Source organism: Alkalimonas cellulosilytica, assembly GCF_036325985.1.
Taxonomy (GTDB): Bacteria; Pseudomonadota; Gammaproteobacteria; order Enterobacterales; family Alteromonadaceae; genus Alkalimonas; species Alkalimonas cellulosilytica.
This window is the reverse complement of record NZ_JAUHLI010000024.1, coordinates 1-26,264: the sequence shown is the minus strand read 5'-3', so window position 1 is coordinate 26,264 and position 26,264 is coordinate 1. Positions and strand designations below refer to the sequence as shown.

Annotated in this window: 28 protein-coding genes; 15 read left to right on the top strand and 13 right to left on the bottom strand. The window is 53.7% G+C overall.

The window, feature by feature from the left end; translation table 11 throughout:
• Positions 1-16: 16 nt before the first annotated feature.
• The 5 genes from xerC to lptM are packed head-to-tail and all read right to left on the bottom strand — an operon-like array spanning position 17 to position 3,931.
• Positions 17-952, bottom strand: a complete 936-nt coding sequence (gene xerC, locus QWY20_RS17225; RefSeq protein ID WP_330130246.1) for a tyrosine recombinase XerC — start codon at positions 950-952, stop codon at positions 17-19.
• Positions 942-1,640, bottom strand: a complete 699-nt coding sequence (locus tag QWY20_RS17220) for a DUF484 family protein (protein ID WP_330130245.1) — start codon at positions 1,638-1,640, stop codon at positions 942-944. Before QWY20_RS17220 ends, xerC begins: the two co-directional genes overlap by 11 nt.
• On the bottom strand, positions 1,637-2,497 hold the full coding sequence (dapF, locus tag QWY20_RS17215) for a diaminopimelate epimerase (protein WP_330130255.1): 861 nt from the start codon (positions 2,495-2,497) through the stop codon (positions 1,637-1,639). Before dapF ends, QWY20_RS17220 begins: the two co-directional genes overlap by 4 nt.
• Positions 2,494-3,744, bottom strand: a complete 1,251-nt coding sequence (gene lysA / locus QWY20_RS17210; protein ID WP_330130244.1) for a diaminopimelate decarboxylase — start codon at positions 3,742-3,744, stop codon at positions 2,494-2,496. The genes dapF and lysA overlap by 4 nt, the downstream gene beginning before the upstream one ends.
• Positions 3,731-3,931: an LPS translocon maturation chaperone LptM gene (lptM, locus tag QWY20_RS17205; RefSeq protein WP_330130254.1), complete on the bottom strand. Its 201-nt coding sequence runs from the start codon at positions 3,929-3,931 to the stop codon at positions 3,731-3,733. The genes lysA and lptM overlap by 14 nt, the downstream gene beginning before the upstream one ends.
• 72 nt (positions 3,932-4,003) lie before the next feature.
• On the opposite strand from lptM, the gene cyaY reads away from it, so the two are divergent.
• From cyaY to QWY20_RS17155, 10 genes are all read left to right on the top strand, one after another.
• The gene (cyaY, locus tag QWY20_RS17200; RefSeq protein ID WP_330130243.1) at positions 4,004-4,327 is read left to right on the top strand and encodes an iron donor protein CyaY; all 324 of its coding nucleotides are present in this window, start codon (positions 4,004-4,006) and stop codon (positions 4,325-4,327) included.
• Positions 4,324-5,004: an alpha/beta hydrolase gene (locus QWY20_RS17195; protein WP_330130242.1), complete on the top strand. Its 681-nt coding sequence runs from the start codon at positions 4,324-4,326 to the stop codon at positions 5,002-5,004. Before cyaY ends, QWY20_RS17195 begins: the two co-directional genes overlap by 4 nt.
• A gap of 1 nt (position 5,005) precedes the next feature.
• Complete coding sequence (gene hemC, locus QWY20_RS17190; protein WP_330130241.1) at positions 5,006-5,935, top strand: hydroxymethylbilane synthase; 930 nt, start codon at positions 5,006-5,008, stop codon at positions 5,933-5,935.
• Complete coding sequence (locus tag QWY20_RS17185) at positions 5,935-6,681, top strand: uroporphyrinogen-III synthase (protein ID WP_330130240.1); 747 nt, start codon at positions 5,935-5,937, stop codon at positions 6,679-6,681. The genes hemC and QWY20_RS17185 overlap by 1 nt, the downstream gene beginning before the upstream one ends.
• Positions 6,678-7,868 (top strand): uroporphyrinogen-III C-methyltransferase, encoded by a 1,191-nt coding sequence (locus QWY20_RS17180; protein ID WP_330130239.1) that lies wholly within the window; start codon positions 6,678-6,680, stop codon positions 7,866-7,868. Before QWY20_RS17185 ends, QWY20_RS17180 begins: the two co-directional genes overlap by 4 nt.
• Positions 7,865-8,956 (top strand): heme biosynthesis protein HemY, encoded by a 1,092-nt coding sequence (locus QWY20_RS17175; RefSeq protein ID WP_330130238.1) that lies wholly within the window; start codon positions 7,865-7,867, stop codon positions 8,954-8,956. Before QWY20_RS17180 ends, QWY20_RS17175 begins: the two co-directional genes overlap by 4 nt.
• Positions 8,957-8,961: 5 nt before the next feature.
• The gene (locus QWY20_RS17170) at positions 8,962-9,504 is read left to right on the top strand and encodes a DNA-deoxyinosine glycosylase (RefSeq protein WP_330130237.1); all 543 of its coding nucleotides are present in this window, start codon (positions 8,962-8,964) and stop codon (positions 9,502-9,504) included.
• 324 nt (positions 9,505-9,828) lie between these two features.
• Positions 9,829-11,208 (top strand): pre-peptidase C-terminal domain-containing protein, encoded by a 1,380-nt coding sequence (locus tag QWY20_RS17165; RefSeq protein WP_330130236.1) that lies wholly within the window; start codon positions 9,829-9,831, stop codon positions 11,206-11,208.
• Positions 11,209-11,262: 54 nt separating this feature from the next.
• Positions 11,263-12,342, top strand: coding sequence for a cyanophycinase (locus tag QWY20_RS17160; RefSeq protein WP_330130235.1), 1,080 nt, complete (start codon positions 11,263-11,265; stop codon positions 12,340-12,342).
• 89 nt (positions 12,343-12,431) lie between these two features.
• A complete protein-coding gene (locus QWY20_RS17155; RefSeq protein ID WP_330130234.1) occupies positions 12,432-13,214 on the top strand; it encodes a hypothetical protein in 783 nt (260 codons plus the stop codon).
• Here the strand turns inward: QWY20_RS17155 and QWY20_RS17150 are convergent.
• Positions 13,211-13,621 (bottom strand): acyl-CoA thioesterase, encoded by a 411-nt coding sequence (locus tag QWY20_RS17150; RefSeq protein ID WP_330130233.1) that lies wholly within the window; start codon positions 13,619-13,621, stop codon positions 13,211-13,213. The genes QWY20_RS17155 and QWY20_RS17150 overlap by 4 nt on opposite strands.
• 131 nt (positions 13,622-13,752) lie before the next feature.
• On the opposite strand from QWY20_RS17150, the gene QWY20_RS17145 reads away from it, so the two are divergent.
• Positions 13,753-15,084, top strand: a complete 1,332-nt coding sequence (locus QWY20_RS17145; RefSeq protein ID WP_330130232.1) for a TonB family protein — start codon at positions 13,753-13,755, stop codon at positions 15,082-15,084.
• A 30-nt stretch (positions 15,085-15,114) separates the two neighbouring features.
• On the opposite strand, the gene fre is transcribed toward QWY20_RS17145, so the two are convergent.
• Genes fre through ubiD form a run of 3 tightly spaced genes read right to left on the bottom strand, consistent with a single transcriptional unit; the run spans position 15,115 to position 17,589 of the window.
• Positions 15,115-15,819, bottom strand: coding sequence for an NAD(P)H-flavin reductase (gene fre / locus QWY20_RS17140; protein ID WP_330130231.1), 705 nt, complete (start codon positions 15,817-15,819; stop codon positions 15,115-15,117).
• Positions 15,820-15,829: 10 nt separating this feature from the next.
• Complete coding sequence (locus QWY20_RS17135) at positions 15,830-16,108, bottom strand: 2Fe-2S iron-sulfur cluster-binding protein (protein ID WP_330130230.1); 279 nt, start codon at positions 16,106-16,108, stop codon at positions 15,830-15,832.
• Complete coding sequence (gene ubiD, locus QWY20_RS17130; RefSeq protein WP_330130229.1) at positions 16,108-17,589, bottom strand: 4-hydroxy-3-polyprenylbenzoate decarboxylase; 1,482 nt, start codon at positions 17,587-17,589, stop codon at positions 16,108-16,110. The genes QWY20_RS17135 and ubiD overlap by 1 nt, the downstream gene beginning before the upstream one ends.
• Before the next feature lie 279 nt (positions 17,590-17,868).
• Between ubiD and QWY20_RS17125 the strand changes: the two genes are divergently transcribed.
• Positions 17,869-18,642 carry an EAL domain-containing protein gene (locus QWY20_RS17125; protein ID WP_330130228.1) on the top strand — a complete coding sequence of 258 codons (774 nt, stop codon included), beginning with the start codon at positions 17,869-17,871 and terminating at the stop codon, positions 18,640-18,642.
• A 79-nt stretch (positions 18,643-18,721) separates the two neighbouring features.
• Here the strand turns inward: QWY20_RS17125 and QWY20_RS17120 are convergent, their stop codons facing one another.
• Positions 18,722-21,226 (bottom strand): TonB-dependent receptor plug domain-containing protein, encoded by a 2,505-nt coding sequence (locus QWY20_RS17120; protein WP_330130227.1) that lies wholly within the window; start codon positions 21,224-21,226, stop codon positions 18,722-18,724.
• Between the two features lie 252 nt (positions 21,227-21,478).
• Here QWY20_RS17120 and QWY20_RS17115 point away from each other — a divergent pair, with 252 nt between their 5' ends.
• Entirely contained in the window at positions 21,479-22,657 is a 1,179-nt protein-coding gene (locus tag QWY20_RS17115) for a cystathionine beta-lyase (protein ID WP_330130226.1), read from the top strand.
• A gap of 6 nt (positions 22,658-22,663) precedes the next feature.
• Here the strand turns inward: QWY20_RS17115 and QWY20_RS17110 are convergent, their stop codons facing one another.
• From QWY20_RS17110 to QWY20_RS17100, 3 genes are all read right to left on the bottom strand, one after another.
• The gene (locus tag QWY20_RS17110) at positions 22,664-23,758 is read right to left on the bottom strand and encodes a GGDEF domain-containing protein (RefSeq protein WP_330130225.1); all 1,095 of its coding nucleotides are present in this window, start codon (positions 23,756-23,758) and stop codon (positions 22,664-22,666) included.
• Between the two features lie 11 nt (positions 23,759-23,769).
• The gene (locus QWY20_RS17105) at positions 23,770-24,249 is read right to left on the bottom strand and encodes a molybdopterin-dependent oxidoreductase (protein WP_330130224.1); all 480 of its coding nucleotides are present in this window, start codon (positions 24,247-24,249) and stop codon (positions 23,770-23,772) included.
• Between the two features lie 132 nt (positions 24,250-24,381).
• On the bottom strand, positions 24,382-24,924 hold the full coding sequence (locus QWY20_RS17100; RefSeq protein WP_330130223.1) for a YaeQ family protein: 543 nt from the start codon (positions 24,922-24,924) through the stop codon (positions 24,382-24,384).
• 129 nt (positions 24,925-25,053) lie between these two features.
• Here QWY20_RS17100 and QWY20_RS17095 point away from each other — a divergent pair, with 129 nt between their 5' ends.
• Both QWY20_RS17095 and QWY20_RS17090 read left to right on the top strand, forming a co-directional pair.
• Positions 25,054-25,626: a hypothetical protein gene (locus QWY20_RS17095; RefSeq protein ID WP_330130222.1), complete on the top strand. Its 573-nt coding sequence runs from the start codon at positions 25,054-25,056 to the stop codon at positions 25,624-25,626.
• A 118-nt stretch (positions 25,627-25,744) separates the two neighbouring features.
• A complete protein-coding gene (locus QWY20_RS17090) occupies positions 25,745-26,215 on the top strand; it encodes an Hsp20 family protein (protein ID WP_305946289.1) in 471 nt (156 codons plus the stop codon).
• Positions 26,216-26,264: the final 49 nt, after the last annotated feature.

The following is a 26,264-nucleotide window of genomic DNA, read 5'->3' as shown; positions in this document are numbered from 1 at the left end:
GCAGCTTACATAGAAATTAGCTTTTCTTCCTTGCTCTGGGATGAGCGCCATCGTACACCTTGGCCAGATGCTGAAAATCGAGGTGGGTGTAGACCTGGGTGGTGCTTAAATTGGCGTGGCCGAGCAGTTCTTGTACGGCGCGCAAGTCACCACTGGATTCCAACAAGTGGCTGGCAAAGGAATGGCGCAGCATGTGTGGATGCAGCGATTGTGGCAGCCCCTGTTGTTTGGCCCAGCGCTGTACCCGCTGCCGGACCTGGCGGGTGGAAATGCGCTGCTTTTGCAGGCTTAAAAACAGCGCCTGGCTGTCTTCAGGCGGTAGCTTAGGCCCTGCCAGTTCAGGTCGGTGCTGCAACCAGGTCTGTAAGGCTTTGATGGCGTAGCGGCCAATCGGCACCATGCGCTCTTTGCTGCCTTTACCCCGCACCCGCAACAGCCGATCTTGCCAGTCGATATCCGGCAGATTGATAGTGACCAGCTCTTCTAAACGCAAGCCGGATGAGTAAAACAGTTCCAGCATGGCACGGTCGCGGTAGCCCAGGGTATCGTCCGGTTCTGCATCCAGCAGGTGACGAATCTGATCAACATCGAGCTGTTTCGGTAGGGTTTTCGGTGCCTTGGGTACTTTCAGGTGCTGTGCCGGGTTGATGGCCTGTGGATTTTCTGCCTGTAAAAACCGAAACAGGCTGCGCAGGCTGGCGGCGCGCAGTGCCAGTGAGCGGGGCGCCAACCCCTGCTGAAAATCCTGCATCAGCAGCCGTTGCAGCATGGCTTGGGTGACGTCCTGCCAGCGTTGTACCGGCAATCTCACCGCCGTGGCTTCCAGCTGTTGGCGGTAGCTATTGAGTGTGGCCCGGCTGTAATTGCGTTCGTTGCGCAAATTTGCCAGAAACTTTTCCAGCGGCTCTGCCAGGCTAGCTGGCAAAGCGGTTTGTCCGGTGTCAGGCGGCATGATGGGCTGGAGAGAGCACCCGCACCACCAGCTCAGCCAGGTGGGCGAGGAACAAATTGTCCATGTCTGGTTGGAAATGATCGTCCTGCTCACTGCCAAAAGCCAGCAATGCCAGTGGCTTGTCTTGCACCTGGATCAATTGCAGTGCTACCGAGTGAATACTGGCTGGGAAAATATGTTGCTGCTCTTCATGATTAAGCCGGCCCAGATAGAGTTTACGGCCATTGAGCCGGCGATTAAGCAGCAATTCAAACTGGCTAAAATCGGGCTGGTTTGTGCTATCGACAAAGGAAAACAGTTTGCAGGCGTGCACACCCGGCATAGCCGCGGTAAAGCTCTCCAGATGTTGTTGCAGCTCTTCGGCATGCTGGCACTGCATCAAGTCGACATGCAGCTGATTCAGCGCTTTGAAAATCAGCTCGTTGTGACGGGCAATGCTCATTAAGCGGGTAATTTCTTCCTCCAGCGCACTAATTTTTTCGCGCTGCAATTCCAGCTTGCGTTCGACCAGTGAGACGCTGCCTTTTTGCTGGTGCGGCAGGCGCAGCTCAGTGAGCAGCCCCGGGTGCTGCAAAAAGAAATCCGGATGCTGCTGCAGATGATCGATCACCAGTGCTGCCTGCATCAGTTGCTCATCGGCCTGCAGCTCGGCTGCAGTCAGGGTGTTGTTGTCCTTGCTTTTGCTCATAATATAATTTGTCCGTCGTACACATGGGTGGCAGGGCCGGTCATCCGTACGGGTTGTCCCGGACCTTGCCAGCGAATCGTAAGGCTGCCACCGGGTAAATCCACCCGTACCTGTTGTTGTAGTTTCTTTTGCAAAGCACCGACCACCACGGCCGCACAGGCACCGGTGCCACAAGCCAGAGTTTCGCCAACGCCGCGCTCCCAGACCCGCAGTTTAATATGTTGTGGATTAAGAATCTGCATAAAACCAATATTGGCCCGCTCGGGAAAGCGCTCATGCAGTTCAAATAACGGCCCGAGAATCTCGACCGGAGCCGCCTCCAGCTGTTCGACAATAGTAACAGCATGAGGGTTGCCCATCGAGACCACACCGGCCAACAGCGTTTGATCGTCGGCCCGCAGAATGTAGGTGGTTTCCTGCTTCTGGGCTTTAAAGGGAATGCGATCCGGCTCCAGTTGTGGCACACCCATATTGACGGTTACCTGGCCATCCTGTTCCACCAGCAGCTGAATGGTGCCGGATTTGGTGCTGACACCAATTTTGTGTTTGTTGGTCAGGCCGCGGGCGCGGACAAAACGGGCAAAGCAGCGGGCGCCATTGCCGCATTGCTCGACTTCGGAGCCATCGGCATTGAAAATGCGGTAATGAAAGTCCAGATCCGGATCATAGGGTGGTTCTACCATCAGTAGCTGATCAAAGCCAATGCCAAAGTTGCGATCGGCCAGTCGGCGGATTTGCTCCGGTGTGATGTAGACATTGTTGCTGACGTTGTCCACCACCATAAAGTCGTTGCCGAGGCCATGCATTTTGGAAAACTGCAACAGGGTGCCGCGCTTATCGGGTCGCTGTGCATTCATGGGAGAGTGTGTTCGCCGCGCCATAAATCCTGCCATAATTCACGCTGCCGGATCAGGTGGCTCTGACTGCCATCTACCAGCACCTCGGCCGCTCTTGGCCGGCTATTGTAATTGGAGCTCATGGTAAAACCATAGGCACCCGCCGAGCGCACTGCCAGTAAATCACCTTCGGCAATGGCCAACAGCCGATCTTTGCCAAGGAAATCACCGGTTTCGCAGACCGGGCCCACCACATCGTACAGCTGTGCTTTGCCATTATCTTGTTGCTGGACCGGTACGATGGCCTGCCAGGCACTGTACAGCGCCGGCCGGATTAGATCGTTCATGGCGGCATCGACAATGGCGAAGTTCTTCTCCTGACCAGGTTTTAAGTACTCCACCCTGGTCAGCAGCACACCGGCATTGGCCATAATAGCGCGACCTGGTTCGAAAATCAGTGTCAGTTCCGGGTAAGGCTTTAACCGCTCTACGACAGCGGCAGCATACTCACTCGGGTGTGGTGGGGTTTCATCCTGATAGCGCACCCCGAGGCCACCACCCACATCGATGTGTTGCAATTGAATGCCGTGGCTTTTTAGCCGGTCGATTAAGGCCAGCAACTTATCCAGTGCATCCAAAAAGGGTTGGGTTTCGGTCAGTTGCGAGCCGATATGGCAATCGACCCCAACCACCTGCACATGCGAGGCGGCCGCTGCCTGCTGATAAATGCGTTCAGCGTCGTTGATATCAATACCGAATTTATTGGCTTTTAAGCCGGTAGAAATATAGGGATGAGTTTTGGCATCGATGTCCGGATTGACCCGGATCGAGACCGGAGCACGCAGATCCAGCGCTTTGGCCACCTGCTGCAGCCGGTTTAATTCGGCTTCAGACTCGACATTAAAGCACTTAATGCCAAGTTGCAGCGCATAGCGCATTTCATCGGCCGTTTTGGCCACCCCGGAAAAGACCACTTTTTTTGGATCGCCGCCGGCGGCGATGACCCGGCGCAGCTCGCCTTCGGAGACAATATCAAAGCCTGAACCAAGCCGGGCCAGCAGGTCCAGGACAGCAATATTGCTGTTGGCTTTGACGGCGTAGCAAATCAGGTGCGGATGGCCTTTGGCGGCATCGGCAAAGGCATGGTAATGCCGCTCTATGGTGGCGCGGGAATAGACATAACAAGGTGTGCCATAATGAGCGGCAATGTCGCTAAGTGACACTTCTTCGGCAAAGAGCTGCTGCTCGCGGTAATTAAAATGGTCCATGAGGGTTACTCTGCGGTACGACGACAACGGGAATTTCTGACTCAGAGGCTTGCTCTTCTGCGACAGCTTCCGGCGGTTGTGGTAAGGTAAGGGGGCCTTTCTGACCACAGGCAGACAGGGCCAGCAGGGCAGCCAACACAAGCAGGATGCGAGTACACAACGGACGAAAGCGATAGCCTAGATGCATGGTGATGTATTTCATAAATTGCCAGAAGCTCTATAATCGCATCCTTAGCAGCAAAAGCAAACAGGTGACGCAATGAATGATCGTGAATATGATGAATTAGCCGATGCCACCCTGCTGGCGGTGGAAGAAGCCATCGAGCAGTTGGAGGTGGATCTGGATTATGAGTCCATGGGTGGCAAGCTGGACATTACCTTCGCCGATGGCAGTAAAATCATTATCAACAAGCAACCACCGCTGCATCAGTTGTGGATAGCCACCAAATTTAACGGCCATCACTGCGAGTGGCAGCAGGATAAGTGGATAGATAACCGTACCGGCCTGGAGTTCTGGGTCTTGATTAACGATGCCGCCAGCAAGCAGGCCGGCGTTGCCATTCAATTAGAGCCAACAGCATGACCCTACTTCCTTTTGTTGACACGCCAGCCCAGGGACCTTGCAAGGCCGTAGTGGTCTGGTTGCATGGCCTGGGCGACTCCGGCCATGGTTTTGCCCCCATCGTGCCAGAGCTGCGTTTACCTAGCGACGCCGGTATTCGTTTTATTTTCCCTCATGCGCCGGTGCAGCCGGTTACCATCAATGGTGGCATGGAAATGCGCTCCTGGTACGACATTAAAAGCATGGACTTGCTCAGCAGAGCCGACGAAGCCGGAGTGCGCGACTCGGCGGCCAAGGTGCAGCAGTTGCTGGACCAACTGATCGCGCAAGGCATGCCCTCCGAGCGTATTGTGCTGGCCGGTTTTAGCCAGGGTGGCGTGATTGCGCTGCATTTGCTGGCGCGTTTGCCATACAAGCTGGCCGGTGTGATGGCCTTATCTACCTATATGTGTGCACCAGAAAAACTGTCAGATGAAGCCCTGCCTTACAACAAAGCAACCCCGGTCTTTATTGGCCACGGCGTGCAGGATCCGGTAGTGCCGATGGCGGGTGGCCAGCAGGCGTTTCACGCCCTTAAAAAGCAGGGCTTTGCGGTCAGCTGGCACGACTACCGGATGGAGCACAGTGTCAGTGCGCAGGAAGTGGCTGATATTAGTAGTTTTTTGCAGCGACTGTTGCTGACCGACAAGGACAAGTAATATGAGCCAGATGGTACGAATTGCCACCCGCAAAAGCGCGCTGGCGTTGTGGCAGGCTGAGTATGTCAAAGCCGAACTGGAAAAGCACCATCCGGAAATAATGGTCCAGCTGGTACCGATGTCGACTCAGGGCGATAAAATTCTGGATACCCCGCTGGCTAAAATCGGCGGTAAAGGCCTCTTTGTCAAAGAGCTGGAAATGGCCTTGCTGGATGGCCGGGCTGATATTGCCGTGCACAGCATGAAAGACGTGCCGGTGGCTTTCCCTGAAGGCCTGGTGCTGCAAACCATTTGCCCGCGTGAAGATCCGCGTGATGCCTTTGTGTCGAATCATTATGCAAGTCTGGCGGAGTTGCCCGCAGGAGCTGTGGTTGGTACTTCCAGTTTGCGCCGGCAGTGTCAGCTAAAAGCTCGGCGACCGGATTTGGTGATCAAGGATCTGCGCGGCAACGTCAATACCCGTTTGGCCAAGCTGGACCAGGGCGACTTTGATGCCATTATTCTGGCGGCAGCCGGCTTGATTCGATTGGGTTTTCAGCCGCGCATTGCCGGCTGGCTGGCACCGGAGCAAAGCTTACCTGCCAATGGTCAGGGCGCTGTCGGCATTGAATGCCGGGCCGACGACCCGCGTATTCAGCAATTGCTGGCGGCACTGCATGATGCCGATACGGCGGATCGGGTGCTGGCCGAGCGGGCAATGAATCGGCGTTTACAAGGCGGTTGTCAGGTACCGATTGGCGCTTATGCCGAACTTGACGGCGATACCCTTTGGTTACGTGGTCTGGTCGGCTCGCTGGATGGTGGGCAGATTTTACAGGCCGAAGCCAAAGCGCCACGTCAGCAAGCGGAAGCTTTGGGTGTACAGGTGGCGGAAGCGCTGCTGGCAGAGGGGGCGGCTGCACTGTTGGCTGCAGCCTACCAGGAGCGGTGATGAGTGCCCAGACACTGTTAATCACCCGGCCGGCAGGCAAAGCGGATGCCTTATTGGCCGGCCTGGATGAACTTGGTCTGGTTTATCTGTACCAGCCGCTGATTGCCACTCAGCTGGTGCCCATCAAGCCGAAAGAGCTGCAGTGGCTGCAGCAGGCTGATCAGCTGGTGTTTGTCAGCGTCAGCGCGGTGACGTCGTTGCAGCAACAACTGGACGCCAGTGAGCTCAAAGCACCGTTGCGTGCCGTTGGCCAGACCACAGCGTCAGTTCTGCAACAATGGACCGGGCGGGAGGTCTTGTACCCGCACGATCAGCGCAGTGAAGGGGTGCTGTCCATGCCCTGTATGCAGCAGGTTGACGGTCAGCACATTGTGATCGTGCGTGGCCAGAGTGGCCGTGAGCTGATGAAGCAAGGGCTGCAGCAACGTGGTGCCCGGGTGCGTTATGTGCAAAGCTATCATCGCTTGCCGATTGAGCTGGATGGTGAGGCGTTGTTTGCCCTCTGGCAGCAACAGGTTAGTTGCATTCTGGTGACCAGTGAAGAAATTCTGCGCCGGTTATTCTCATTGCTGCCGGTTGCCGGCCATGACTGGTTGCGTAGCCGGCACTGGATTTTGGTCAGTCCACGCATGCACGATTCGGCGCTGGCACTTGGCATCCCGGTCAGCAAGATTATACTGGCAGATAATGCCAACGATACTGCGCTTATGGCAGCGATATGTCATTACAAGAGGGATTATTTATGAGCAGTGAGCCAAGCAAAGCCAGCGAAGTAGATAAGGTAACTGAGCAGTCATCGAAGGATGCTGCTAAGACGACGCAATCCGGCGATGAGATGCGTTATCTGTCTGAAGCGGACTTGCAACAGCCGGTGGTGAAAACCGGACGTGGCATTGCGTGGCTGGCCTTGCTGGTTAGCCTGCTACTGACGGGTGCTTTGGTTGCGGGGGGCTACTGGCTCTACCCACAGTGGCAGCAATTGACGGAGAGCCAGCAGCGTCAGCAACTGGCCTTAGAGCGCCAGTTGGATGAAGAGCGCACTGTGCTACAGCGCAGCCAGCAACGGCTCAGAGACGAGCAGCAGGATCAACTAACGCAGTGGCAGCAGCAACAACGTCAGCAGCAGGATGAACTGAGACGTCAACTGCAACAACAGCAAACGCAGTTTCAGCAACAGTTACGCTTTATCGAGCAGCGCTTAGAGCAGCAACAAGGGGCTGCGCCCAGTATCTGGTTGCTGGCTGAGGTGGATTACCTGCTGCGGATGGCCAGCCAGAAAATCTGGCTGGAGCTGGATGTGGCAACCAGCCTGCAACTGTTAAAAAGCGCCGATAGTCGTTTGGCCCGCCTGGGCGAGCCTGCCTTATTGGCTGTACGTGAAGCTATTCGTCAGGATGAACAAGCGCTGTCCAGGCTGCGTATTCCGGATCCGACCGAGACCCAGCTTAGTATCCGCTCACTGCGGGAGCTGGCGCGGGAGCTGCCATTTAAAGATCAGCAGCAGAGACTGTCAGCACCTTTCGAGGCCAGCGATGCCGGCTGGCGTGAGCGTTGGCAGCGGTTGTGGCAGCAGGGCCTGAAGCAACTGCTGCAGGTTCGTCGCAGCGTGGCAGAGGATGAGTTTAGCCTGAGCCGTGAACAGCAATTCTTATTGCGGCAGCGTTTGCAGCAACAACTGGTGCAAGCCGAGCTGGCTGCCATGCAGCAGCAGAGCGCTTTGTTTCAGGCCAGTTTGCGCGAAGCCGCAGATTTAGTGCAGCGCTATTTTGAGGCCTCCGATGCGGGAACTCAGCAACTGTCTGCCAGTCTGGTTGAGTTAGCCCGGCTGGAGTTGCATCCGGGCTACATCGCTCCGCTGCAAAGCCTGGAAGCCTTGCAGCGCTATCAGCGCACTATACAGCTCCTGGGTGAGGATGCAGGAGACGCGCTATGATACGTTTGCTGCTGATCATACTGCTGTTGGCCGCAGCAATGTGGCTGGGGCCGCTGGTATTGGCCGAGCCGGGCTATGTGCGTATTGTGCTGGCGGGCTATACACTGGAAATGACGGTGGTGGGCCTGGTGGTGCTTGTGATCGTCAGCAGTCTGCTGCTGTGGCTAACTACCAAGCTGCTGCGGGCCCTCTGGCGTCTGCCAGGTCGCTCCTGGCGTTTCTGGCAATGGCGCCGGCGGCAAAAAGCAGAGCAAGCTTTTCAGGAAGGGTTAAGGGCGTTTGCCCGGCAGCAGTGGCAGGATGCCGCGAACTTGTTGCAGCAGTCGCTGGCGCACTCGCCCTATCAGGATGAAAAGCGCATGCTGGCGGGCTATGCCGCCTTTTATGCTGGTCAATCGCCGCAGGCTGAGCAATTGATCCAGCAATTGGCTTCAGAGGATCCCAACACCTGGTTTGTGCAAGCCGATTTGCTGATCCAGCAGGGGCAAGCAGCACAGGCGGCGAATTTGCTGCAGGCCAAAGTAGCCCAGCAGCCCAAAGCCTGTGGCCTGGGGCAATTGTATCTGTTTAGTCTGCAGCAGGCCGGGCACTGGCAGCAATTGCTGGAGCAGGTACCGGCGGCGCTGAAACATCGCTGGTTCACTAAATCGCAATGGGCCGTGCAGCGCTATCAAATTTACCCGAAGGCCATCAGTAGCCTGGTGCAAAACGGGCAGTTTTCCGAGCAAGCTGATTACTGGCAGGCTTTACCGGGGCGTGAGCGTAAATCGGTCGCTGCCGTGATTGGCCGGGCCTGGGCCAAGGCCAATCAGGGCCAGACCGAGCAGGCGGAGCGTTTGCTGGTCAACACCCTGGCGCTGGCCGATATTGAGCTGGCCTGGCCGTATTTACGGCAAATCCCACTGGGGAAATCCGTGCTGCAGTTGCGTAAGCAGGTACAGCACTGGTTGCGTGATCATGAAGGCAACGGTTATCTCTATGCACTGCTTAGTTGGCTGGCCGAGCAGGAAGGGGAACTGGAGCAAGCGCGCCTGGCCTGGAAAAAAGCGTTGCAGTATCAGCCTCAACTGGCTAACAGCAAGAGCTAAAGCAAATGAGCAAACTCACCGGCCTGGCACCGGTCAGCCGGCCGGATGCGCGTGTGCTGCTGCTTGGCAGCATGCCGGGCGCTGCTTCTTTGGCGCAGCAACAGTATTACGGTCATCCGCGCAATCACTTTTGGCCGATGATGGCCGAGTTGCTCGGCTTTGATGCTGGTTTAGCTTACCCTGAGCGTCTACAGGCACTTCAGCGCAACAGGGTTGCACTCTGGGATGTGCTGCAGCACTGCGAACGACAAGGCAGTCTGGACAGTGCCATCCGTAACGAAACCCCGAATGATTTCGCTGGTTTTTTCCAGCACCACCGGCAACTCCAACTGATCGCCTTTAATGGCAAAAAAGCCGAAGCCAGCTTTCGCAAGCTGGTATTGCCGAATATCGTGCTACCAAAGGCATGCCGCCTGCTTGGTTTGCCGTCCAGCAGCCCGGCCAATGCTGGGATCAGCCAGCAAGCCAGGCTGCATCAGTGGCAACAACTTGTGACCTCGCTGCAAAACCCTCTGGCTCAATCAGTTAGCAACAAGAAGTGTCAATAAAGCTGACAGATACCAACTTTTTTCTTGACAGCTGCCGGTTTCGGGTCAATAGTGTTTACAAAGTAATCAATTATGACCTCTAGGTATGAACGTGCATTGCCCCAGTCATTCAGACACTCGCTGCCTGGCTTTCCGCCAGCAGGGGCTGCACGCTTGCGCGACCGACTACCACCTCTCTGAATGGTTCGACGAATAGCCATTCCTTGCTAAATTCTGAGCCAAGGTTCAACCCCAATACTACCGCAGTGTGAGTACCTGTCGTTCATGCTGCGTGGTAAACGCCCTTTGGGCAACCTTCATAATAACGATAAGCAGGAAACAACAATGAAAGCACTAGTTCAAATCAGCGCTCTGGCGCTGTTATTCAGTAGTCATGCCTACGCCTGTCTGACGCAGGAGCAGGAAAACAACAATACCGAAAACAATGCCAACGGGCCTTTATGTTCCGGTGTTACGGTCAATGCCAGTATCCACAATCGCAACGATGTCGACTGGTTTTACTTTGACACCAGCAGCACCGGTGATATCTCCATCAGCTTAAGCCACGGCAGTAACGCCGACTTTGACTGGTTTTTGTACCGGGAAACCGGCAGTTATATTTTGTCCGGTCAAACGGCCAATAACCCGGAAACCGGCACCTATCCTGCGGCTGCTCCGGGTCGGCATTACATCAAAGTTACCCGGTATGCAGGCACCGGTAACTATCAATTGCTGGTGAATTTCAATGATGGGGGCCAGGGCGGAGACCCTGCACCCGGCAGTTGCAACTATGGCCCAAGGCCCAGCAAGCCAGGCAGCCTGACGGTGTACCGAGTTGGCAGTCTGGAGGATAGCTGTGTAGAGTTAAATGAACCAGCGGTACTGCTGATGGGCGGAGGCACCGATGTGGACGATGCCTTCAGTCAGCGGGTTGCGCCACATATTCAGGGCGGCAACATTGTGGTACTGCGTACGGCTGGGACCGGCGCTTACAACAGTTACCTGCAGGGGCTGACCAATGCGGCTTCGGTTGAAACCATTATCGTGGATAGCCGCAACAAAGCCAACAGCGACTATGTCGATTGGGTGATCCGTACTGCCGAGTTTGTCTGGCTGGCTGGTGGTGATCAAAGCACCTACATCAGCAACTGGCAGGGCACCAAGGTGGAGGATGCTATCCAGTATGTGTACGACAAAGGTGGCGTGGTGGGTGGTACCTCGGCCGGTAACCATGTACTCAGCCAGTTTGTTTACAACCCGGATGGGGTGCAGGGGGCTGTGAGCTCTGAGGTGGTGACTGATTTTTGCCACAACACCATTCAAATCAGTACCGACTTTCTGAACATTCCGATGCTGGCCAATACCATCAACGACACCCATTTCTATGAGCGGGACCGGATGGGACGTTCGGCGGTATTCCAGGCGCATTTAGGCAGCAACGGCCGGGCTATTGGCGTATCAGAGCGCACATCGCTGTTTGTGCAAGCCAATGGCCATGCCGTGGTTGATGGTCAGTACGAAGTTTATGTCCTAAGAGCGGATGGTCAGACCCAGTATCAGCAAACCAGCTGTGGTCAGCCCGTTGTAGTCAGCGACTTGCTGCGTTATCGCTTATTACCAGGCAATAGTTACAACTTGCTGAATAACACCAGCTCAGTATCCCCAATTCGTATTGGGATTAACGGCAATTTTAGCAACTTCTATACCCCTTCCAACCCTTATTGATCACGGAACAGGCCACCCGGCAGTTATGCCGGGTGGCTAAAACAGGAAAGAGCAATGTTGAATAACCTACTGCCAAGGTCGCTTGCGGTGATGTGCCTTGGCGCTTTGATGATTGGCTGCAGCAGCACAGACAACCAGCCAGAGTTATTAAGTAGTATCGAGCAGTTGGCCAATGCCAAAGCATGCGGTTATGGCCCAAGGCCAGAGCGGCCGGCAAACCTGACACGTTATGCAGTTGGTTATATCGGCGATGTTTGTGTGTCTTTGGATGCGGAGCAGGCTGGGGTGATTCTGATGGGCGGCAGTACCGATGTCGATAGCATTTTTGCCCAGAAGGTCAGGCCTCATATTCAGCATGGCAATGTGCTGGTGCTGCGTACACGGGGCGGGGCTGGCTACAACGATTATTTGCAGCAGCTGACAGAGGCTGCCTCCGTCGAAACTCTGATTGTTGATAGCCGTGACAAAGCCAACAGCGATTACGTGGCCTGGGCGGTGCAAAGTGCGGAGTTTATCTGGTTTGCCGGCGGTGATCAGTCCGAATACATCCGTTACTGGCAGGATACCCGCCTGCAGCAAAAGCTGCACTACGCCTACCAGAAAGGAGCCATTATTGGCGGCACTTCGGCGGGCAATGCGATTCTAGGCGAAGTCGTTTACAACCCTGATGGAGTGGGCAGTGCGGTATCCAGCGAGGTGGCACAGGATTTTTGCAATACGAACATTCAATTCAGCGACGATTTTTTGCAGGCACCGATGCTAAGTCAAACCATCACCGATACGCACTTTAAACAGCGTGATCGGATGGGCCGGTTGATGGTATTCTTGGCGCATCATGCCAACCGCAACCTGACCGGTATTGCGGTGTCGGAGCAAACCGCACTCTGGGTGACACGTGATGGCCAGGCCGAGGTATATGGCCAACATGAAGTCTACATGGTCAGAGCCGACGACCAAACGGTGTTACGTCAAACCGAGTGCGGCCAGCCGGTAATTATTGATGATTTACTGCGTTACCGTCTGGTACCTGGGGATCATTATCATCTGGGCTCCCACCAAAGCTCGGTGGTGCCGCTGCGGATCTCGCTGGATGGACGGCAAAACCCAATCTATCAACCCAGCAACCCTTATTAGCCGTGTAGTCACTCAGCTCTGATTGCTTATGAATTATTTCAAGGTAGCGTGGTCTATACAGCACCTTTCAATTGCATTCAGAGCCTCCTTTGTCGCCATTGCCTCCGTCATGGTTTGATGCCATTGCTGAATCTGAACAACGGCAGAGCCGCGCGAACGCAGTGCCTCGCTGGAAGCACTGGCGCTTGCCATTGCTGCTGGCTGTGCTTGGGCATGCGTCTATTGGCTTGCTGCTGGTGCAGCAAAAATGGCAGCGCCCGCTTTCACCCGAAGAGCCGGCCCGGGCTATCGAGGCTTATTTTTATCAGCCGCCGCTTGTAGTCTCCACAGCCGAGCAGACGATGCCGCTTGATGAGCCTGAGCCAGCAGAGCCTGAAGAGCAGGTTATGGCTTTAGACATGCTGGAGGAAGCCGCTGCTATCACCGCCGAGCAAAACGAAGCACCGGCTGATGCTACTGCGCCTACTGCCGGGTTGCCCCAGCCTTCGTTTGAGTCTGTCCTCAGCAGCCAGTCATTGGACGGAAATCTTGCAGAACACAGAGGCAGTCTGATGGATCGTGCATTGCAGCAACTACAAAGCACAGACGGCTTGGCCAGAACACATCGTACTGAGCAGCAAAGGCGTTTTGCGGAACCAAAAATTACCGTTGAACGCAGATTTCAGCAATTGTCATCGGATCCAGCCAAACAGGTTGTGGCGCAGTTCAATGATGGTACGCAAATCATTCGCACCAAAAATGGCTGTCGGTTGGCGGACCCGAGCAAGGATGGGTTTGAAGGCTTGATGGCAGCACGTCGGATCCCTTGTGGCGACGAAGAAGATGCAAGCCAGCAGCTCAATCGTATTTTGCAGCGACGTACGCGGCCTTAATCCTGATGCAACTGCTGCTCCAGCCGCTCTTTTAAAGCTCCTTCAATGGGCACCGCTTTACCGGTTTTCTGATCCAGGCAAACAAAGGTAATGTCTGCATCGGCGGCAATCCGGTCGCTGCCTTTGATCCGAACCTCCTGACGCACCATGGCACTTTTGCTGCCAATTTTACTGAACTTGGTACTGATTTGCAGGGTATGCCCCATGGTGGCGGCTTCACGGTAATTGATGTTGATGTTCACAATCACCCAGGCAAGGCCAAGCTCCCGGAAAAACTCAATATCGCCGTTGTCTTCCAGATAGCCCCAGCGCGCTTCTTCTAAAAACTCCAGATAACGGGCATTGTTTACATGCTGGTAAATATCAAGATGATAGCCGCGAACTTTAATTTCGGTTAGGTGCGTCATAATAGGCTCGTAGTCAACAAAGATAATTGCATTGTGCCACAGCGGTACTGGCTAGACCAGTCTGCAGGAAGTGGTTGTTTTTAGGGATAGTTGCAGCTATCATTTTAACCAATTGTTATAGGAGATTATCTATGAAATGGATCCTTCCCTTTTACCTGTTGTTGACCGCGCACACTTCCTTCGCAAGCCAGTGGCTGGATGCGCTTGATGCGTATCAGCGAGAGGATTATGCCACTGCGAAGCAAGCTTTTGCAGAGCTTATTCCGTTGGCCAATGAAACCGCAGCCTTCAATCTTGGTGTGATGGCGCTGCATGGTCAGGGCCAGCCTGTGGATGAAGCCAAAGCGCTGGGTTATTTCTTTCTGGCTGCAGAGCTGGAACATCCAGGCGCTCGCAATGTTATCCAGCAGGTATCCGAAGCATTGAGCGCAGAGCTGTTTTTAGAGGCAGAGCAAGTCTATACCGCATTGCAGCAGCGCATTCAGTTGCCAAAACGGCGTGCCGATGCCATCACGCAACGAACTGCAGGTCCGGAGCCAGTTAGCCGTCCTGCTCCCCAGTATCCGGTGGATGCCGCACGCAGAGGTCAGTTCGGTTACGTCATGCTGCGTTTTTTAGTGGATGAGGAAGGGAAGGTGCAGACCATTGATACGCTGGATGCCTTTCCGCAAGGAGTGTTTGAGCGCTCAGCGACTCGTGCCGTCAGGCGTTGGCAGTACGAGGCGACCGGTGAAAAGCATATCGTGCGCGTTCGTATGGACTTCACATTGGAGGCTGAATTAAATTTGCAACGCGTGCATGCACTCTTGCATAACGACAAGCTTTGGGATTTTGCGAATGCCGGCTCACCGCGACATCAGGAAGTGCTCGGTACCCTGTTTGAGCTAGTTGCTATGGGTTCAAATAAAAGCTGGCAGGTAAGGCATGAACTGAGTGAGCAGGATATGGTGCCTGATCTGAGTCTGTTTCGGGATAGGTCTCGTTTGTCTGCATCGCTGGATGACTTTATAGGGCTGGCGCATATCGAGTTGGGGTCCAGGGGGCGTATTACTCAGGTTGATTTTCTGCGTGAGGGATCTAACTGGGATGAAGAACAGCTGTTGGCGGCAACCATTAAGACTGCTGCCGCACCCGGTCGTTACCGTATTCTGAGCAGTCAGAACCACCGTGGTCGCTATCAATTACACATCCAGCCAATTCAGGAGCTACCAGCCAATATGACAGCGAGGTATTGGTGGGATATGGCTGCCCGCAATGGTGATCGCAGGGCACAGCAAATTTTGGCTGCATTTGATCCACATTGGGAGCAGTATCTGATTGCGCAGCAAGATCCTGATGTCCTGGCCTGGAGTGGTACCCAACGGATCCTAAATGGTGAAACAGAACTGGGCTGGGCCATGCTTGAGCAAGCAATTGCGCAAAATCATGCCATTGCGAAAGCTCTGAGAAAGCAGTTGTTATAAACTATAAAGCCCCGGTAGGGGCTTTACTGACTAAATATAGGCAAAAGCATCGGCAAACATCTGTTCACGATGCGCACCTTGCTGTAAGAAGGCATCGCGGGCTACACCTACCATAGGGAAAGGGCCAGCGATGTATATATCGTAGGCATCCAGTGACACAAAATCACTCAGCACCGCTTCGTGCACCAGGCCGGTACGGCCTTGCCAGTTGCTATCTGCTTCTTGCACCACCGGAATAAAACTAAATTTGCTGTGGCTGTTCGCCCAGGCCTGCAGTTGATCCAGCAAATACAGACTGCTTTGCTCACGCACGCCCCAGTACAAAAATACCGGCCGATCCTGCTTTTGCTGTTGCAATGCTTTAGCAATGCTGTACACATAGGAAAAACCGGTGCCACCAGCCAGCAACAGCACCGGGTTGTCGCTGGGTCGAAGATGGGCCAGGCCCAGGCCGGCCTCAATCAGCACAGGTTGTTTGGCATCCAGTTGTTGCTGCAGATAATTCAGTGCCTGGCTGCTGTAATCATCTGCTTTGGAAGCGCCAATATGGAGTTCCAGTTGCTTGCCATTTGGCAAACAGGCCAGCGAGAAGGGGCGTTTGTCGTGCTCGCTTAAGCACAATTGCAGGTATTGGCCGGGCAAAAAATCGACTGCTTGTTGCGGGGTTAACAATACTCGTTGGACAAAGGGTGTCAGCGGGGTGATGGCATCTACGGTGCACTGGGTTTGGATCATGCTGGTCTCTTTAGGCTTGTATAAATGGATGCTGCAGTACCAGATCCGTTAAAGGATAGGCTAAACAACCATAGGTAAAATTTTGCGCTTTGTCGATGTCGCTCAGCGGTGAGGGCGGGGCGTACCGCACTTCGCCCTGTTGCAGCCGACAAACACAACTGGTACAAACGCCCTGGCGGCATCGGTGTGGAAAGTCGATGCCATGGCGCAGCGCTGCTTCCAGGATGGTCTCGCCGGCTTCGGCCTCAAAGCTAAGGCCGGCCGGTTTGATGGTAATGTGAAACACCATCAGGGCTGCTCTGGTAACTGAATGCCAAGCTCGGGCCACAGTGCATCGACCCGCTCTTTCACTGCCGGGTCCATCACGATGGGCTCACCCCATTCGCGGTCGGTTTCACCCGGCCACTTGTTGGTGGCATCCATCCCCATTTTGGAACCCAAACCAGACACGGGCGAAGCAAAGTCCAGGTAGTCGATCGGGGTATTTTCTACCAGCGTGGTATCGCGGGCCGGATCCATCCGGGTGGTAATGGCCCAGATCACATCTTTCCAGTCGCGGGCATTGATGTCGTCGTCGCAGACAATGACAAACTTGGTGTACATAAACTGTCGCAAGAACGACCACACCCCCATCATCACCCGTTTGGCGTGGCCAGGGTACTGCTTTTTCATGGTCACGACGGCCAGGCGGTAGGAGCAGCCTTCAGGTGGCAGATAGAAATCAACGATTTCCGGAAACTGCTTTTGCAAAATGGGTACGAAGACTTCGTTCAGCGCGACACCTAAAATGGCGGGTTCATCCGGTGGCCGGCCGGTGTAGGTGCTGTGGTAAATCGGGTCTTCGCGGTGGGTGATATGGGTCACGGTAAACACCGGAAACTCATCCACTTCGTTGTAGTAACCGGTATGATCACCGTAAGGACCTTCCGGGGCCATTTCACCCGCTTCAATGTAGCCTTCCAGCACAAACTCGGCACTGGCGGGTACCTGCAGCTCATTACTGACACACTGCACCACTTCGGTGTTGTCGCCACGCAGCAGGCCGGCAAAACCGTATTCAGACAACGTATCCGGCACCGGTGTGACAGCGCCTAAAATGGTGGCCGGATCGGCACCCAGCGCCACCGCGACCGGGAAACGTTCGCCGGGATGCGCCTTTTGCCACTCAAAGAAATCCAGTGCACCGCCACGATGCGATAACCAGCGCATGATCACTTTGTTTTTCCCGAGCAGTTGTTGCCGATAAATCCCCAGGTTCTGCCGCTCTTTGTGCGGTCCTTTGGTGACGGTCAGGCCCCAGGTAATGAGCGGGGCCGCATCGCCTGGCCAGCAGGTCATGATCGGCAGCTTGGTCAAGTCTACCTCTTCACCGGACAGCACCACCTGTTGGCAAGCCGCCTTACGCACTTTCTTCGGCGACATATTCAGCACCTGCTTAAAAATCGGCAGTTTGCTAAAGGCATCTTTTAAGCCTTTCGGTGGTTCCGGTTCTTTCAAAAACGCCAGCAACTTGCCTACTTCACGCAGTGCGCTGACTTCTTCTTGGCCCATGCCAAGCGCAACCCGCTCCGGGGTGCCAAATAAGTTGGCCAACACCGGAATGTTGGAGCCTTTGGGGTTCTCAAACAACAAGGCGGGGCCACCTGCCCGCAGGGTACGGTCGGCGATTTCGGTCATTTCCAGCACCGGGTCGACTTCTACAGCAACACGCTGCAACTGCCCACGTTGCTCAAGTTGCTGGATAAAATCTCGCAGATCTTTGTATTTCATCGGGTTTGCTCACTGCAAAAACGTCAAGATACGGGGCCTTTCCCTGGCAGGATCAGCCATCGTTGAAGAGAGTCAGTATACATGGAGTCTGCTTTTCTGTCAGTGTAGACGGCTATTAAGTCCGGGCTAGGCTTTTATTAAAGCGCTAGCCTGATGGTATCGGGTCATATTGGATCTGCCGAAATCGCCTAAAAATCAGTTAAAGAAGGTCGTTCCTGCTGTAATTGGCTGAAATCTGTGGCTATACTGAAATAAAAACGGGCAAGCAAAAGGTTGTTCATGAATTTTCCTGCTAGTATTAAACAACAAACCTGTAGCGATTGCTTAAGTGGTCAGGATTTGGGCTTTGACATCAAAATGGCCTTTCAGCCAATTATCGATTGGCAGCAGCAATCGATCTTTGCTTACGAGGCTTTGGTGCGGGGCCCGGAGGGGCAGGGCGCAGGCTGGGTGTTTGAGCGTATCACCAAAGATAACCGTTATTATTTCGATCAGGCCTGCCGGGTTAAAGCCATTGAAACCGCTGCCAGACTTGGCTGCAGCACCTATCTGAACATCAACTTTATGCCCAATGCGGTCTACAACCCAGAAACCTGTATCCAGGCCACGCTGGAAGCCAGTGAGCTCTATGGTTTTTGCAAAGACCATATCATCTTTGAGGTGATCGAAACCGAAGAAATACCGGATAAAGGCCATTTGAGCCGGATTTTCCAAAGCTATGCCAAGCATGGTTTCTTAACCGCCATTGATGATTATGGCTCCGGTTTTGCCAACCTGGAATGGTTGCAGACGCTTAAGCCCAACATCTTAAAGCTGGACATGGCGCTGATTCGGGATATTGAGCAAAGCCCGGCTAAGCAAGCCATTGTGCTGGACACGATCGCTCAGTGTGAGTTGCAAGGGACCAAAGTGTTGGCTGAAGGCATTGAAAGTGGCGCCGAGCTTGCCTGGCTGGTATCGGCAGGGGTGCGCTACCTGCAGGGGTACTACTTTGCCCGACCTGCTCTGGAGACTTTGACCCCGTTGTCGCAGATCCATGGCTTGTCCCAATAAACAAGCCGCTGTAACATGCAATCAATGTACAAAGAGCAAAGGCGCCAAACGGCGCCTTTGTATTGTAGCCAGCTATGATTCAAAAGTCGTAGCTGATGCGGGCATAGAGCATCCGGCCGGCCCGGCCAAAAGGTGAGTAGTTGGAAAATGGCGTATTGCCGGTTCCATTCAGATTGATTGGAAATGCATCCGGGTAGCTATCGAACAGGTTATCGGCACCAAATGCAATGCGCATGCTGTCAGTCATCTGATAGCGACCCTCCAAATCAACCAAAACTTTTGGGCTTAGAATAAAGTCATTGGCTGGGTTTGCATTTGGATTTAATACTTCACCGTACCTGGTGGCCTTGAGGGTAGCGCCAAAGCGATCATGGCTCCAGTTGACGATGGCACCCAGCTTGTCTTTCGGAGTTCCTTTTTCAAAGGTGAGCACATTGACCCGGGCAAAGAGCGTTGGTGCCGGGTCCAGCGCTGCCAGCTCTTCGGTTTCAGGCACTCGGGTAACCTTGGTTTTGTTGTAGTTACCCACCAGGGTAAAGTCAAAGTTACCCATGCTGTCAGTCACGGTAGACCAGTTGACCACCACATCCAGCCCTTGCGTTTCCGTATCCACACCATTGATGAAGAATCGACCTCCCCCTATATCATTGAAGCCTCTTTCATCAAAAAACTGACGAATGGCCTGTCCCTGAGCAGTGTTATTTGCTAACAGGTTTTCTGACAGGACAATCCGATCATCAATATCAATACGGTAAGCATCGACCGTGATGGTGACAGCATCAAAGCGCATCACAGCACCTAGCGAGAAGTTGATGGATTTCTCCGCATCCAGCTCTTTGGCACCCATGGCAACGGCAACTGGTGCGTTGACCGGAAAGGTGGTGATATCAAACGGAATACCGCCGACAAAATTGGTGGAGGTGGCCGTAAAGTTTTGTTGTTGCAACGAAGGCGCTCTGAAACCATTTTGTACCGAGCCACGTAGCGCAAAGGTATCGGTAAAGTCATAGCGGGTAGCTAGCTTACCAGATAGATTGCTGCCAAAATCGGAGTAACGTTCAGCCCGGATCGCGCCGGATGCCAGCCATTCATCGGTAATATTGGCTTCTAAATCCAGGTAAGCGCCGACCGCGGTGCGGCTTTCACTGACTTCATTGGAAGGCCGAAAGCCAGGAAATACCTGAGCACCCGATGCGGTTGGGTTGCCATTGGGTAGCAAGACACCACCATTGCGGTAAGAGTCCGGCTCACCGGCAAAGATGGAGTAAGCCTCACGGCGGGCTTCAACGCCTAAAGCAAGGTTAAGCGCAGAGGCTAACCCGTCGACATCAATGGCTTTGACCCCGGATAAGTTGTAGACCCACTGATTGTACTTGTAACCACCGGCATCAAACTCAGTTTTGCTGGCAGGGCCTAAGGAGCGGTTTAAGGTGTTTTCAATGGTAAAAGCCATTTTGTTGGAGCCGTAGACCAGGGAGGTATCCAATTGCCATTCACCCCAGTCCCATTCGTAACCGAAAGCTGCACTGAAATCGTCCACATCCGGTGAAATCAGGGGTAAAAAACCATCCGGATAAATTTCAATTACATTTCGGTCGTCCAAGGCCCGGCGATAAAAGCCACCGGAGGTAGCCTGACGGTTTTGATAACTGGCCCAGCCATACAGCTTGCCATGCTCGGTGGTGATGCCGGCATTGGCAAATAAAGTCCATTGCTCCAGCTCGGGCTCACCGTACCAGGCATTGAAACGATCGATGGTTTGTTCGCGTGGATCGAAGCTGCCATCACTGAGTAATGGGTATTGTTGGCGGAAATCCCAGCCACCGCGCTCAGTGCGCTCCTGATCTTTGTATTCGGCGGATATGGTTAAAAAACCATTGTCACCCAGCTCAAAGCCTTTCCAGCCCGATAAGGTAATGGTTTCACCATCGCTGCGGCTGCGTTTAATGTCACTGGGCGCACTCCAGGTCGCTCCGGCAGGAGGTGGTGTGGTCGGGGTGGTATAGCTGGTTTCCCGGTAACTGTACCCAAGGGTGACTGAACCACCATCGGCTGCTTCGCGCAGCCGCACGTTCATTACACCGGCTATGGCATCAGAGCCATATTGAGCTGAAGCCCCATCGCGTAGCACCTCAATAGCACTAATCGCGCCCATGGGGATGGTATTTAAATCTACCGCAGAGGCACCGCGGCCAACAGTACCATTCACATTCACCAAAGCAGCCGCGTGACGGCGTTTCGAATTCACCAGCACCAGCGATTGATCCGGTGCTAAGCCCCGTAAAGTGGCAGGTCGAATGGTATCGGTACCATCGGCCAGGCCTGGCCTAGGGAAATTAAATGAAGGTAAAGCTACGGAAAGGGCTTGGTTCAGCTCAGTGGTCCCTGAGCGTTCCAGTACATCGGATCGGACCAAGTCGACCGGCACTGCGGTATCGGAAATGGTGCGGCCGGCGACCCGGGTGCCGGTGACTACGATGGTTTCTACTCGCTCAGCACCGGCCTCATCATCGGCAAAAAGCAAAGGCGATGCCAGTAGTGAGGACATGGCCAGTGCCAGTGGCGTTAATTGGAATTGACGCATACAGTTTCTCCTAGTGGATGTCGAGTTTCTTGTTATTCGCTCTATCCTTGGTGGTATTGTAATTGTGATAGTGATGGCCTTTACGGCTTCTTATCAGCAACGACTTACTGCACTGTCGTATTTCTCTGCTACGTAGCAAAAATAAGCATAGACCATAAGCGCATGATTTTCCTTTCAACTATGGTCTGAGAGGTGATCTGACCCAGCAAAAGCAGTACCATGACAACATGATTGTTTTTACGGAGTTGTGGTATGAAACAACAAACAAAACTGATTCAGGCCGGTCGCGGCAAAAAGTGGACTGGTCAGGCGGTCAATCCACCGGTGGTTCGCGCCTCTACCATCACCTTCGATAGTATGGCCGAGCTGGCTCACGCCAGTCAGCACAAGGGCGATAGAGTGCCTTATTATGGCCGGCGCGGCACAGCTACCCACTTTGCTTTTCAGGAGGCCATTTGCGAGCTGGAAGGGGGTGCTGGCTGTGCGCTGTACCCGTGCGGCGCCGCAGCGGTGAGTGGGGCTTTGTTGTCTTTCTTACAACATGGCGATCATCTGTTAATGGTAGACACGGTGTATGAGCCTACCCGCGCGTTGTGTGAAAAGATCTTGCGGCCAATGGGGGTAGAAACCGAGTATTACGATCCGATGATAGGTGCGGGCATTGAACGCTTACTGCGACCGAACACCAAAGCGATTTTTCTGGAGTCTCCGGGCTCGCTGACCATGGAAGTGCAGGATGTGCCGGCCATTTGCAACATAGCGCGGGCCAAGGGTGTCATTACCTTGTTGGATAATACCTGGGCGTCCCCCATTTTATGCCGACCTTTTGAGCTAGGGGTGGATATCTCCATTCAGGCGGCTACCAAATACATTGTTGGCCACTCCGATGTGATGCTGGGTACGGCCAGTGCCAACGAGCAGTACTGGCCGCAACTGCGTGAGCACAGCTATATTTTAGGCTATTGTGCCTCGGCCGATGATGTCTATCAGGCCAGTCGTGGTTTGCGGACCTTAGGCGTGCGGCTGGCGCAGCACCAGCAAAACGCGCTGAAAATTGCGAGCTGGATAGAGCAACGGCCTGAAGTAGAAGCCGTGCGTCACCCGGCCTTTGCCAGCAATCCAGGGCACGAGTTTTTTGTGCGTGATTTCTCCGGCAGCAATGGTCTGTTTTCCTTTGTGCTCAGGCAAGGCGGTGCTAAAGCAGTTGCTGCTTTTGTTGAAGGCATGCAGTACTTCAAAATGGGCTTCTCCTGGGGTGGTTATGAAAGCTTGATCTCCCCAACCCTGAATGTGCAAAAGCTGCGTACCGCCAGCCAGTGGCCTTATAGTGGACCCTTGATCCGTTTGCATATTGGTTTAGAGGATCCGGAAGATTTAATCGCCGATCTGGAGCAGGCTTTTAGTCGTTTCAAGGCGGCGTTGCTTGCTTAACTTGTTTTAGAAGCCATCGTATTCAGCTATTTTGAGTTGATTCCGACCGGCACCCTTGGCCTGATACAACGCCACATCGGCCATCCGGTAGAGTGTGTCAAAGTCATGCTGGCCTTGCTCACTGACCGCAAGGCCAATACTGGCTGTCAGCTTAAAAGAATAGGTGTCATTGATTGTGGTGTCTGCCAAGGCACTTAGCAGTACTTTGCACAGTTGCCCAGCCAGCTCTTCACTGGTTTCTGGCATCAGCAGCAAAAACTCTTCCCCTCCAATGCGCGCCAGCACATCGGTATCGCGCCGGGCGTAAGTACGAAGTACCTGCGCCAGCATTTTCAGTGCGTCATCCCCGGCCGGGTGGCCATAGACATCATTGACTTGCTTAAAATGATCAATATCGAGCAATGCTAAAGCCAGGGGCTGCTGATTTCTTTGTGCCATTGCAGCAAGCAGTTTTCCCTGCAGCATGGCACTGCGGCGGTTTAGTAACCCGGTCAGGCCATCTTCGGTGGCCAGCTTAACCAGCTTTTGATTCTGCTTGCTCAATAGAATGAGCAGCGTCAGGAGGACAAAACCACTTAAAAACATTGCCAGGCTTAGCCAGGCCACCGCCGAACTGTAACGGTGTAACTGGCGGGTTTGATCGGCTATGATTAATTGCATGGTGCGATGCACATCACTGGCAAAAATATCCATATCTTCCCGAATGTATTCGACAAACCCCATCAGCTCAGCCTCTGGCAAATACTCGGGCGGATGCTCAACCATCTGACGTAGTTGCCCGATTTGCAGCTCCAGTACCTTGAAGTTGCTTTCAAGGCTAACAAAATTGCGCAGCAAGCCCTGAATGGTATGTTGCCTTGCCTGCACCCGGCTCCACAGTAACCTGGCTTGTTCAGGACTGTTCAGTTCTGACAGGGCCTGCACGTACAAGGTGACCTCCCGGTTGAGCATTTCAATTTGCCGGGATACATCGATCACCCGCATCGGTGGCCTGGCCTGCAGGTTGTGCTTGGCATGCCAGATCCAGCCACTGACAGCGATGGCCGTTACACTGTAGCCAAGCAGTATCAGAGTCGCAGTACGACCCAGGCGCAATCGCATCCACTGCAGCATTAAGGACGAACCCTTATTTCATGGAGGCTCCAAATCCACAAGGCCAGAGGCGCGGTACCATCCAGTACTTGTTGCGACTGCTGTGGCCAAATCAGAATGAACGGGCCATTGCGCTCCAATGGGATGGGCTCGCCATCAAAATGGGTTGCGATCACCGGCTGACCCTGGGCAATGTCCTGCAGCGTAAGACGGATACGGTAGTCGTTGAGTGCACTTAACCGAATATCCTGATAGTGTTCAAGCTGAAAGTGGGCCAGCAAATCGTGTAGATAAACCCCTTGCCATTCGCCCTCCGGCCCCCAGGCGGCTCTAAAGTGGCTGCTTTGTTGGGGCAGCTGCTCCAGTTGCACCAAATCGAGCTGATGCTGCTGCTCGGCAATACGGATGGTGAGTACCTTGTTGTGCTGTGCATAACCATTGGCGCTCACAAGCAACAGTTGCAGCAGGACCATCATGGTTGCCAGTTTAACGTAAGTCATCGGTATGGATGCTCCCCAACAAACCGCAGGGTGAATAAAGTAAAGCCTGATTTCAGCATAGCGCTGGCCTGATTTTTTTCAATGCCACCATGCTGACAAAGCCTGGCTGAACCCTCACTGACCAAACAGCATTCACTCTTTTAACAGCTCAGGCTGTAAATGAACGTTATGGCTGCTGTCACTTAGCCAAATTTGTCCCTCGGTAATGCTGCACTGCAACTCCATTTGGCGCTGCACCAGTTCCAGGCAAGCCTGCAGGCTGTCCTCCGGCAGTTGCCAGATACTCAGGTTCTGATAACGCTGCAGTGCAGCCTGCTGTTGTTGCCACCAGACATCGGTGCTACGGCCGCCATAACAATACAGATGGACTTTTTGCGCCCGGCCGCAGGCTTTACGAAGCCACTTCTCATCGGCCTGACCAAATTCCACCCACAGTGCGATCTCGCCACTCAGGCTGCGATCCCATAGCTCGGCTTCGTCTTCTTCCGAGCTTAAACCCTTGGTAAAAGTCAGGCTGTCGGATGCGTTTAGTGCAAAAGCCAAAATGCGCACCATCAGGCGCAGGTCCGTTTCGGAGGGATGCTGTGCCAAGGTCAGCTGATGATCGCCATAGTACCCTCGGTCCATATCCGCTATATTCAGCTTTACTTTGTAGATGGTCGATTTTAATGCCATGCCAGACTCTGCCAAATAAAAGTGGCAGTGTAGCGGCTGCAGCTCAGTGGCTCAATAAAAGTTGCAGTCAGGCAGCAAAAGCGGCTATAACAGCGCTATGAACCGTTATAATCGTAAAGGATGCATGAAATGAAAGTAATGAAACTAGCCGTTGGCTGTTTATTCAGTCTGTTGGTCGGAACTGCTCAGGCCAGCACGGTCATTACCGAGCAAAATCTGCAACGTTATCTGAATTTGTTGCCGGAGATGGAGGCGTTGGAAGATAGTTTTCCGGAAGTAGACAGCAGCAGCCTGGAACTGCAAGCGCATTGCAACTGGCAGCGCCACTACGACCAAACTCTGACCAAGCTGGCCACACCCGAGCACCGCCGTGCTCTGGAGCAACTGCTGAGGCAACACAACTTTACCCCAGCTGAGTACACTGAACTGAGTTTTAAATTTGCCTGGACCTCCCTGCAGATGGTAGAGCCCATGATGGAAATGATGCAGCAAATGCTGGAGTACATGCCGGCCGAAGAACGCGCCGAGCAAGAGGCAGAGATGCGTAATCTCAAGCAGATTATGGCATTGCTGGACCAGTGCATGACGGATAAAGAAAAAGAAACCATCACCAAATTAACCGCTGAACTGATGCAGCAGATGATGGGGATGGATGAAGAGTCCTTGCAGCAATTGGAGCAAATGATAGAGCAAATGAATTAAAAATTTGCGGGTGCTCACTTGAATATTTTCCGCAGAACCATACATACAGTGATGACGGGGCAGGTCTCTATGAGAGTGCCCTTAATCACAACTCGTATTGCTTTTCGGAGAATATGTTATGAACACCATCGATTTTAGCCCATTGTACCGTAGCAGCATCGGTTTCGACCGTTTTGCCTCTTTGCTGGATCACGCACTGCGTTCAGATCAAAGCAACAACAGCTACCCTCCATACAACATTGAAGTGCTGGATGAAAACCGCTACGCCATTACCCTGGCGGTAGCAGGATTCACTCAGGACGATCTCAGCATCGAAGTCGAGCAAGGCGTGCTGACCATCAAAGGCAGCAAAGACAGCGACAGCAAGGAAAAACGTCAGTTCCTGCATCGAGGTATTGCCACCCGCTCCTTCGAGCGCAAATTTAATCTGGCCGAGTTTGTCGAAGTGGTCGACGCCTCGATGGACCATGGCTTGCTGACGGTTAGTCTGGTGAAAGAAATTCCAGAGAAAATGAAACCAAAGCAAATCGCCATCAAGGCCGCCAATGGCAACACCGCCATTGAGCATAAGGCAGAAAAAGTCGCCTAAGCAGGCGAGCTAGCGTGCCAAATCAAGGGCTGCCATCGGGCAGCCCTTG

Bases quoted from the DNA above. Each gene is read 5' to 3' on its own strand.
- QWY20_RS17090 (WP_305946289.1), top strand. From the start codon at position 25,745: ATGAACACCATCGATTTTAGCCCATTGTACCGTAGCAGCATCGGTTTC.
- QWY20_RS17195 (WP_330130242.1), top strand. From the start codon at position 4,324: ATGACCCTACTTCCTTTTGTTGACACGCCAGCCCAGGGACCTTGCAAG.
- QWY20_RS17105 (WP_330130224.1), bottom strand. From the start codon at position 24,249: ATGACTTACGTTAAACTGGCAACCATGATGGTCCTGCTGCAACTGTTG.
- ubiD (WP_330130229.1), bottom strand. From the start codon at position 17,589: ATGAAATACAAAGATCTGCGAGATTTTATCCAGCAACTTGAGCAACGT.
- QWY20_RS17135 (WP_330130230.1), bottom strand. From the start codon at position 16,108: ATGGTGTTTCACATTACCATCAAACCGGCCGGCCTTAGCTTTGAGGCC.
- lptM (WP_330130254.1), bottom strand. From the start codon at position 3,931: ATGCATCTAGGCTATCGCTTTCGTCCGTTGTGTACTCGCATCCTGCTT.
- QWY20_RS17100 (WP_330130223.1), bottom strand. From the start codon at position 24,924: ATGGCATTAAAATCGACCATCTACAAAGTAAAGCTGAATATAGCGGAT.
- QWY20_RS17220 (WP_330130245.1), bottom strand. From the start codon at position 1,640: ATGAGCAAAAGCAAGGACAACAACACCCTGACTGCAGCCGAGCTGCAG.
- cyaY (WP_330130243.1), top strand. From the start codon at position 4,004: ATGAATGATCGTGAATATGATGAATTAGCCGATGCCACCCTGCTGGCG.
- QWY20_RS17120 (WP_330130227.1), bottom strand. From the start codon at position 21,226: ATGCGTCAATTCCAATTAACGCCACTGGCACTGGCCATGTCCTCACTA.
- QWY20_RS17110 (WP_330130225.1), bottom strand. From the start codon at position 23,758: ATGCGATTGCGCCTGGGTCGTACTGCGACTCTGATACTGCTTGGCTAC.
- QWY20_RS17160 (WP_330130235.1), top strand. From the start codon at position 11,263: ATGTTGAATAACCTACTGCCAAGGTCGCTTGCGGTGATGTGCCTTGGC.
- QWY20_RS17180 (WP_330130239.1), top strand. From the start codon at position 6,678: ATGAGCAGTGAGCCAAGCAAAGCCAGCGAAGTAGATAAGGTAACTGAG.
- fre (WP_330130231.1), bottom strand. From the start codon at position 15,819: ATGATCCAAACCCAGTGCACCGTAGATGCCATCACCCCGCTGACACCC.
- QWY20_RS17115 (WP_330130226.1), top strand. From the start codon at position 21,479: ATGAAACAACAAACAAAACTGATTCAGGCCGGTCGCGGCAAAAAGTGG.
- QWY20_RS17170 (WP_330130237.1), top strand. From the start codon at position 8,962: ATGAGCAAACTCACCGGCCTGGCACCGGTCAGCCGGCCGGATGCGCGT.
- QWY20_RS17150 (WP_330130233.1), bottom strand. From the start codon at position 13,621: ATGACGCACCTAACCGAAATTAAAGTTCGCGGCTATCATCTTGATATT.
- QWY20_RS17145 (WP_330130232.1), top strand. From the start codon at position 13,753: ATGAAATGGATCCTTCCCTTTTACCTGTTGTTGACCGCGCACACTTCC.
- QWY20_RS17165 (WP_330130236.1), top strand. From the start codon at position 9,829: ATGAAAGCACTAGTTCAAATCAGCGCTCTGGCGCTGTTATTCAGTAGT.
- dapF (WP_330130255.1), bottom strand. From the start codon at position 2,497: ATGAATGCACAGCGACCCGATAAGCGCGGCACCCTGTTGCAGTTTTCC.
- QWY20_RS17125 (WP_330130228.1), top strand. From the start codon at position 17,869: ATGAATTTTCCTGCTAGTATTAAACAACAAACCTGTAGCGATTGCTTA.
- hemC (WP_330130241.1), top strand. From the start codon at position 5,006: ATGAGCCAGATGGTACGAATTGCCACCCGCAAAAGCGCGCTGGCGTTG.
- QWY20_RS17185 (WP_330130240.1), top strand. From the start codon at position 5,935: ATGAGTGCCCAGACACTGTTAATCACCCGGCCGGCAGGCAAAGCGGAT.
- QWY20_RS17095 (WP_330130222.1), top strand. From the start codon at position 25,054: ATGAAAGTAATGAAACTAGCCGTTGGCTGTTTATTCAGTCTGTTGGTC.
- QWY20_RS17175 (WP_330130238.1), top strand. From the start codon at position 7,865: ATGATACGTTTGCTGCTGATCATACTGCTGTTGGCCGCAGCAATGTGG.
- xerC (WP_330130246.1), bottom strand. From the start codon at position 952: ATGCCGCCTGACACCGGACAAACCGCTTTGCCAGCTAGCCTGGCAGAG.
- lysA (WP_330130244.1), bottom strand. From the start codon at position 3,744: ATGGACCATTTTAATTACCGCGAGCAGCAGCTCTTTGCCGAAGAAGTG.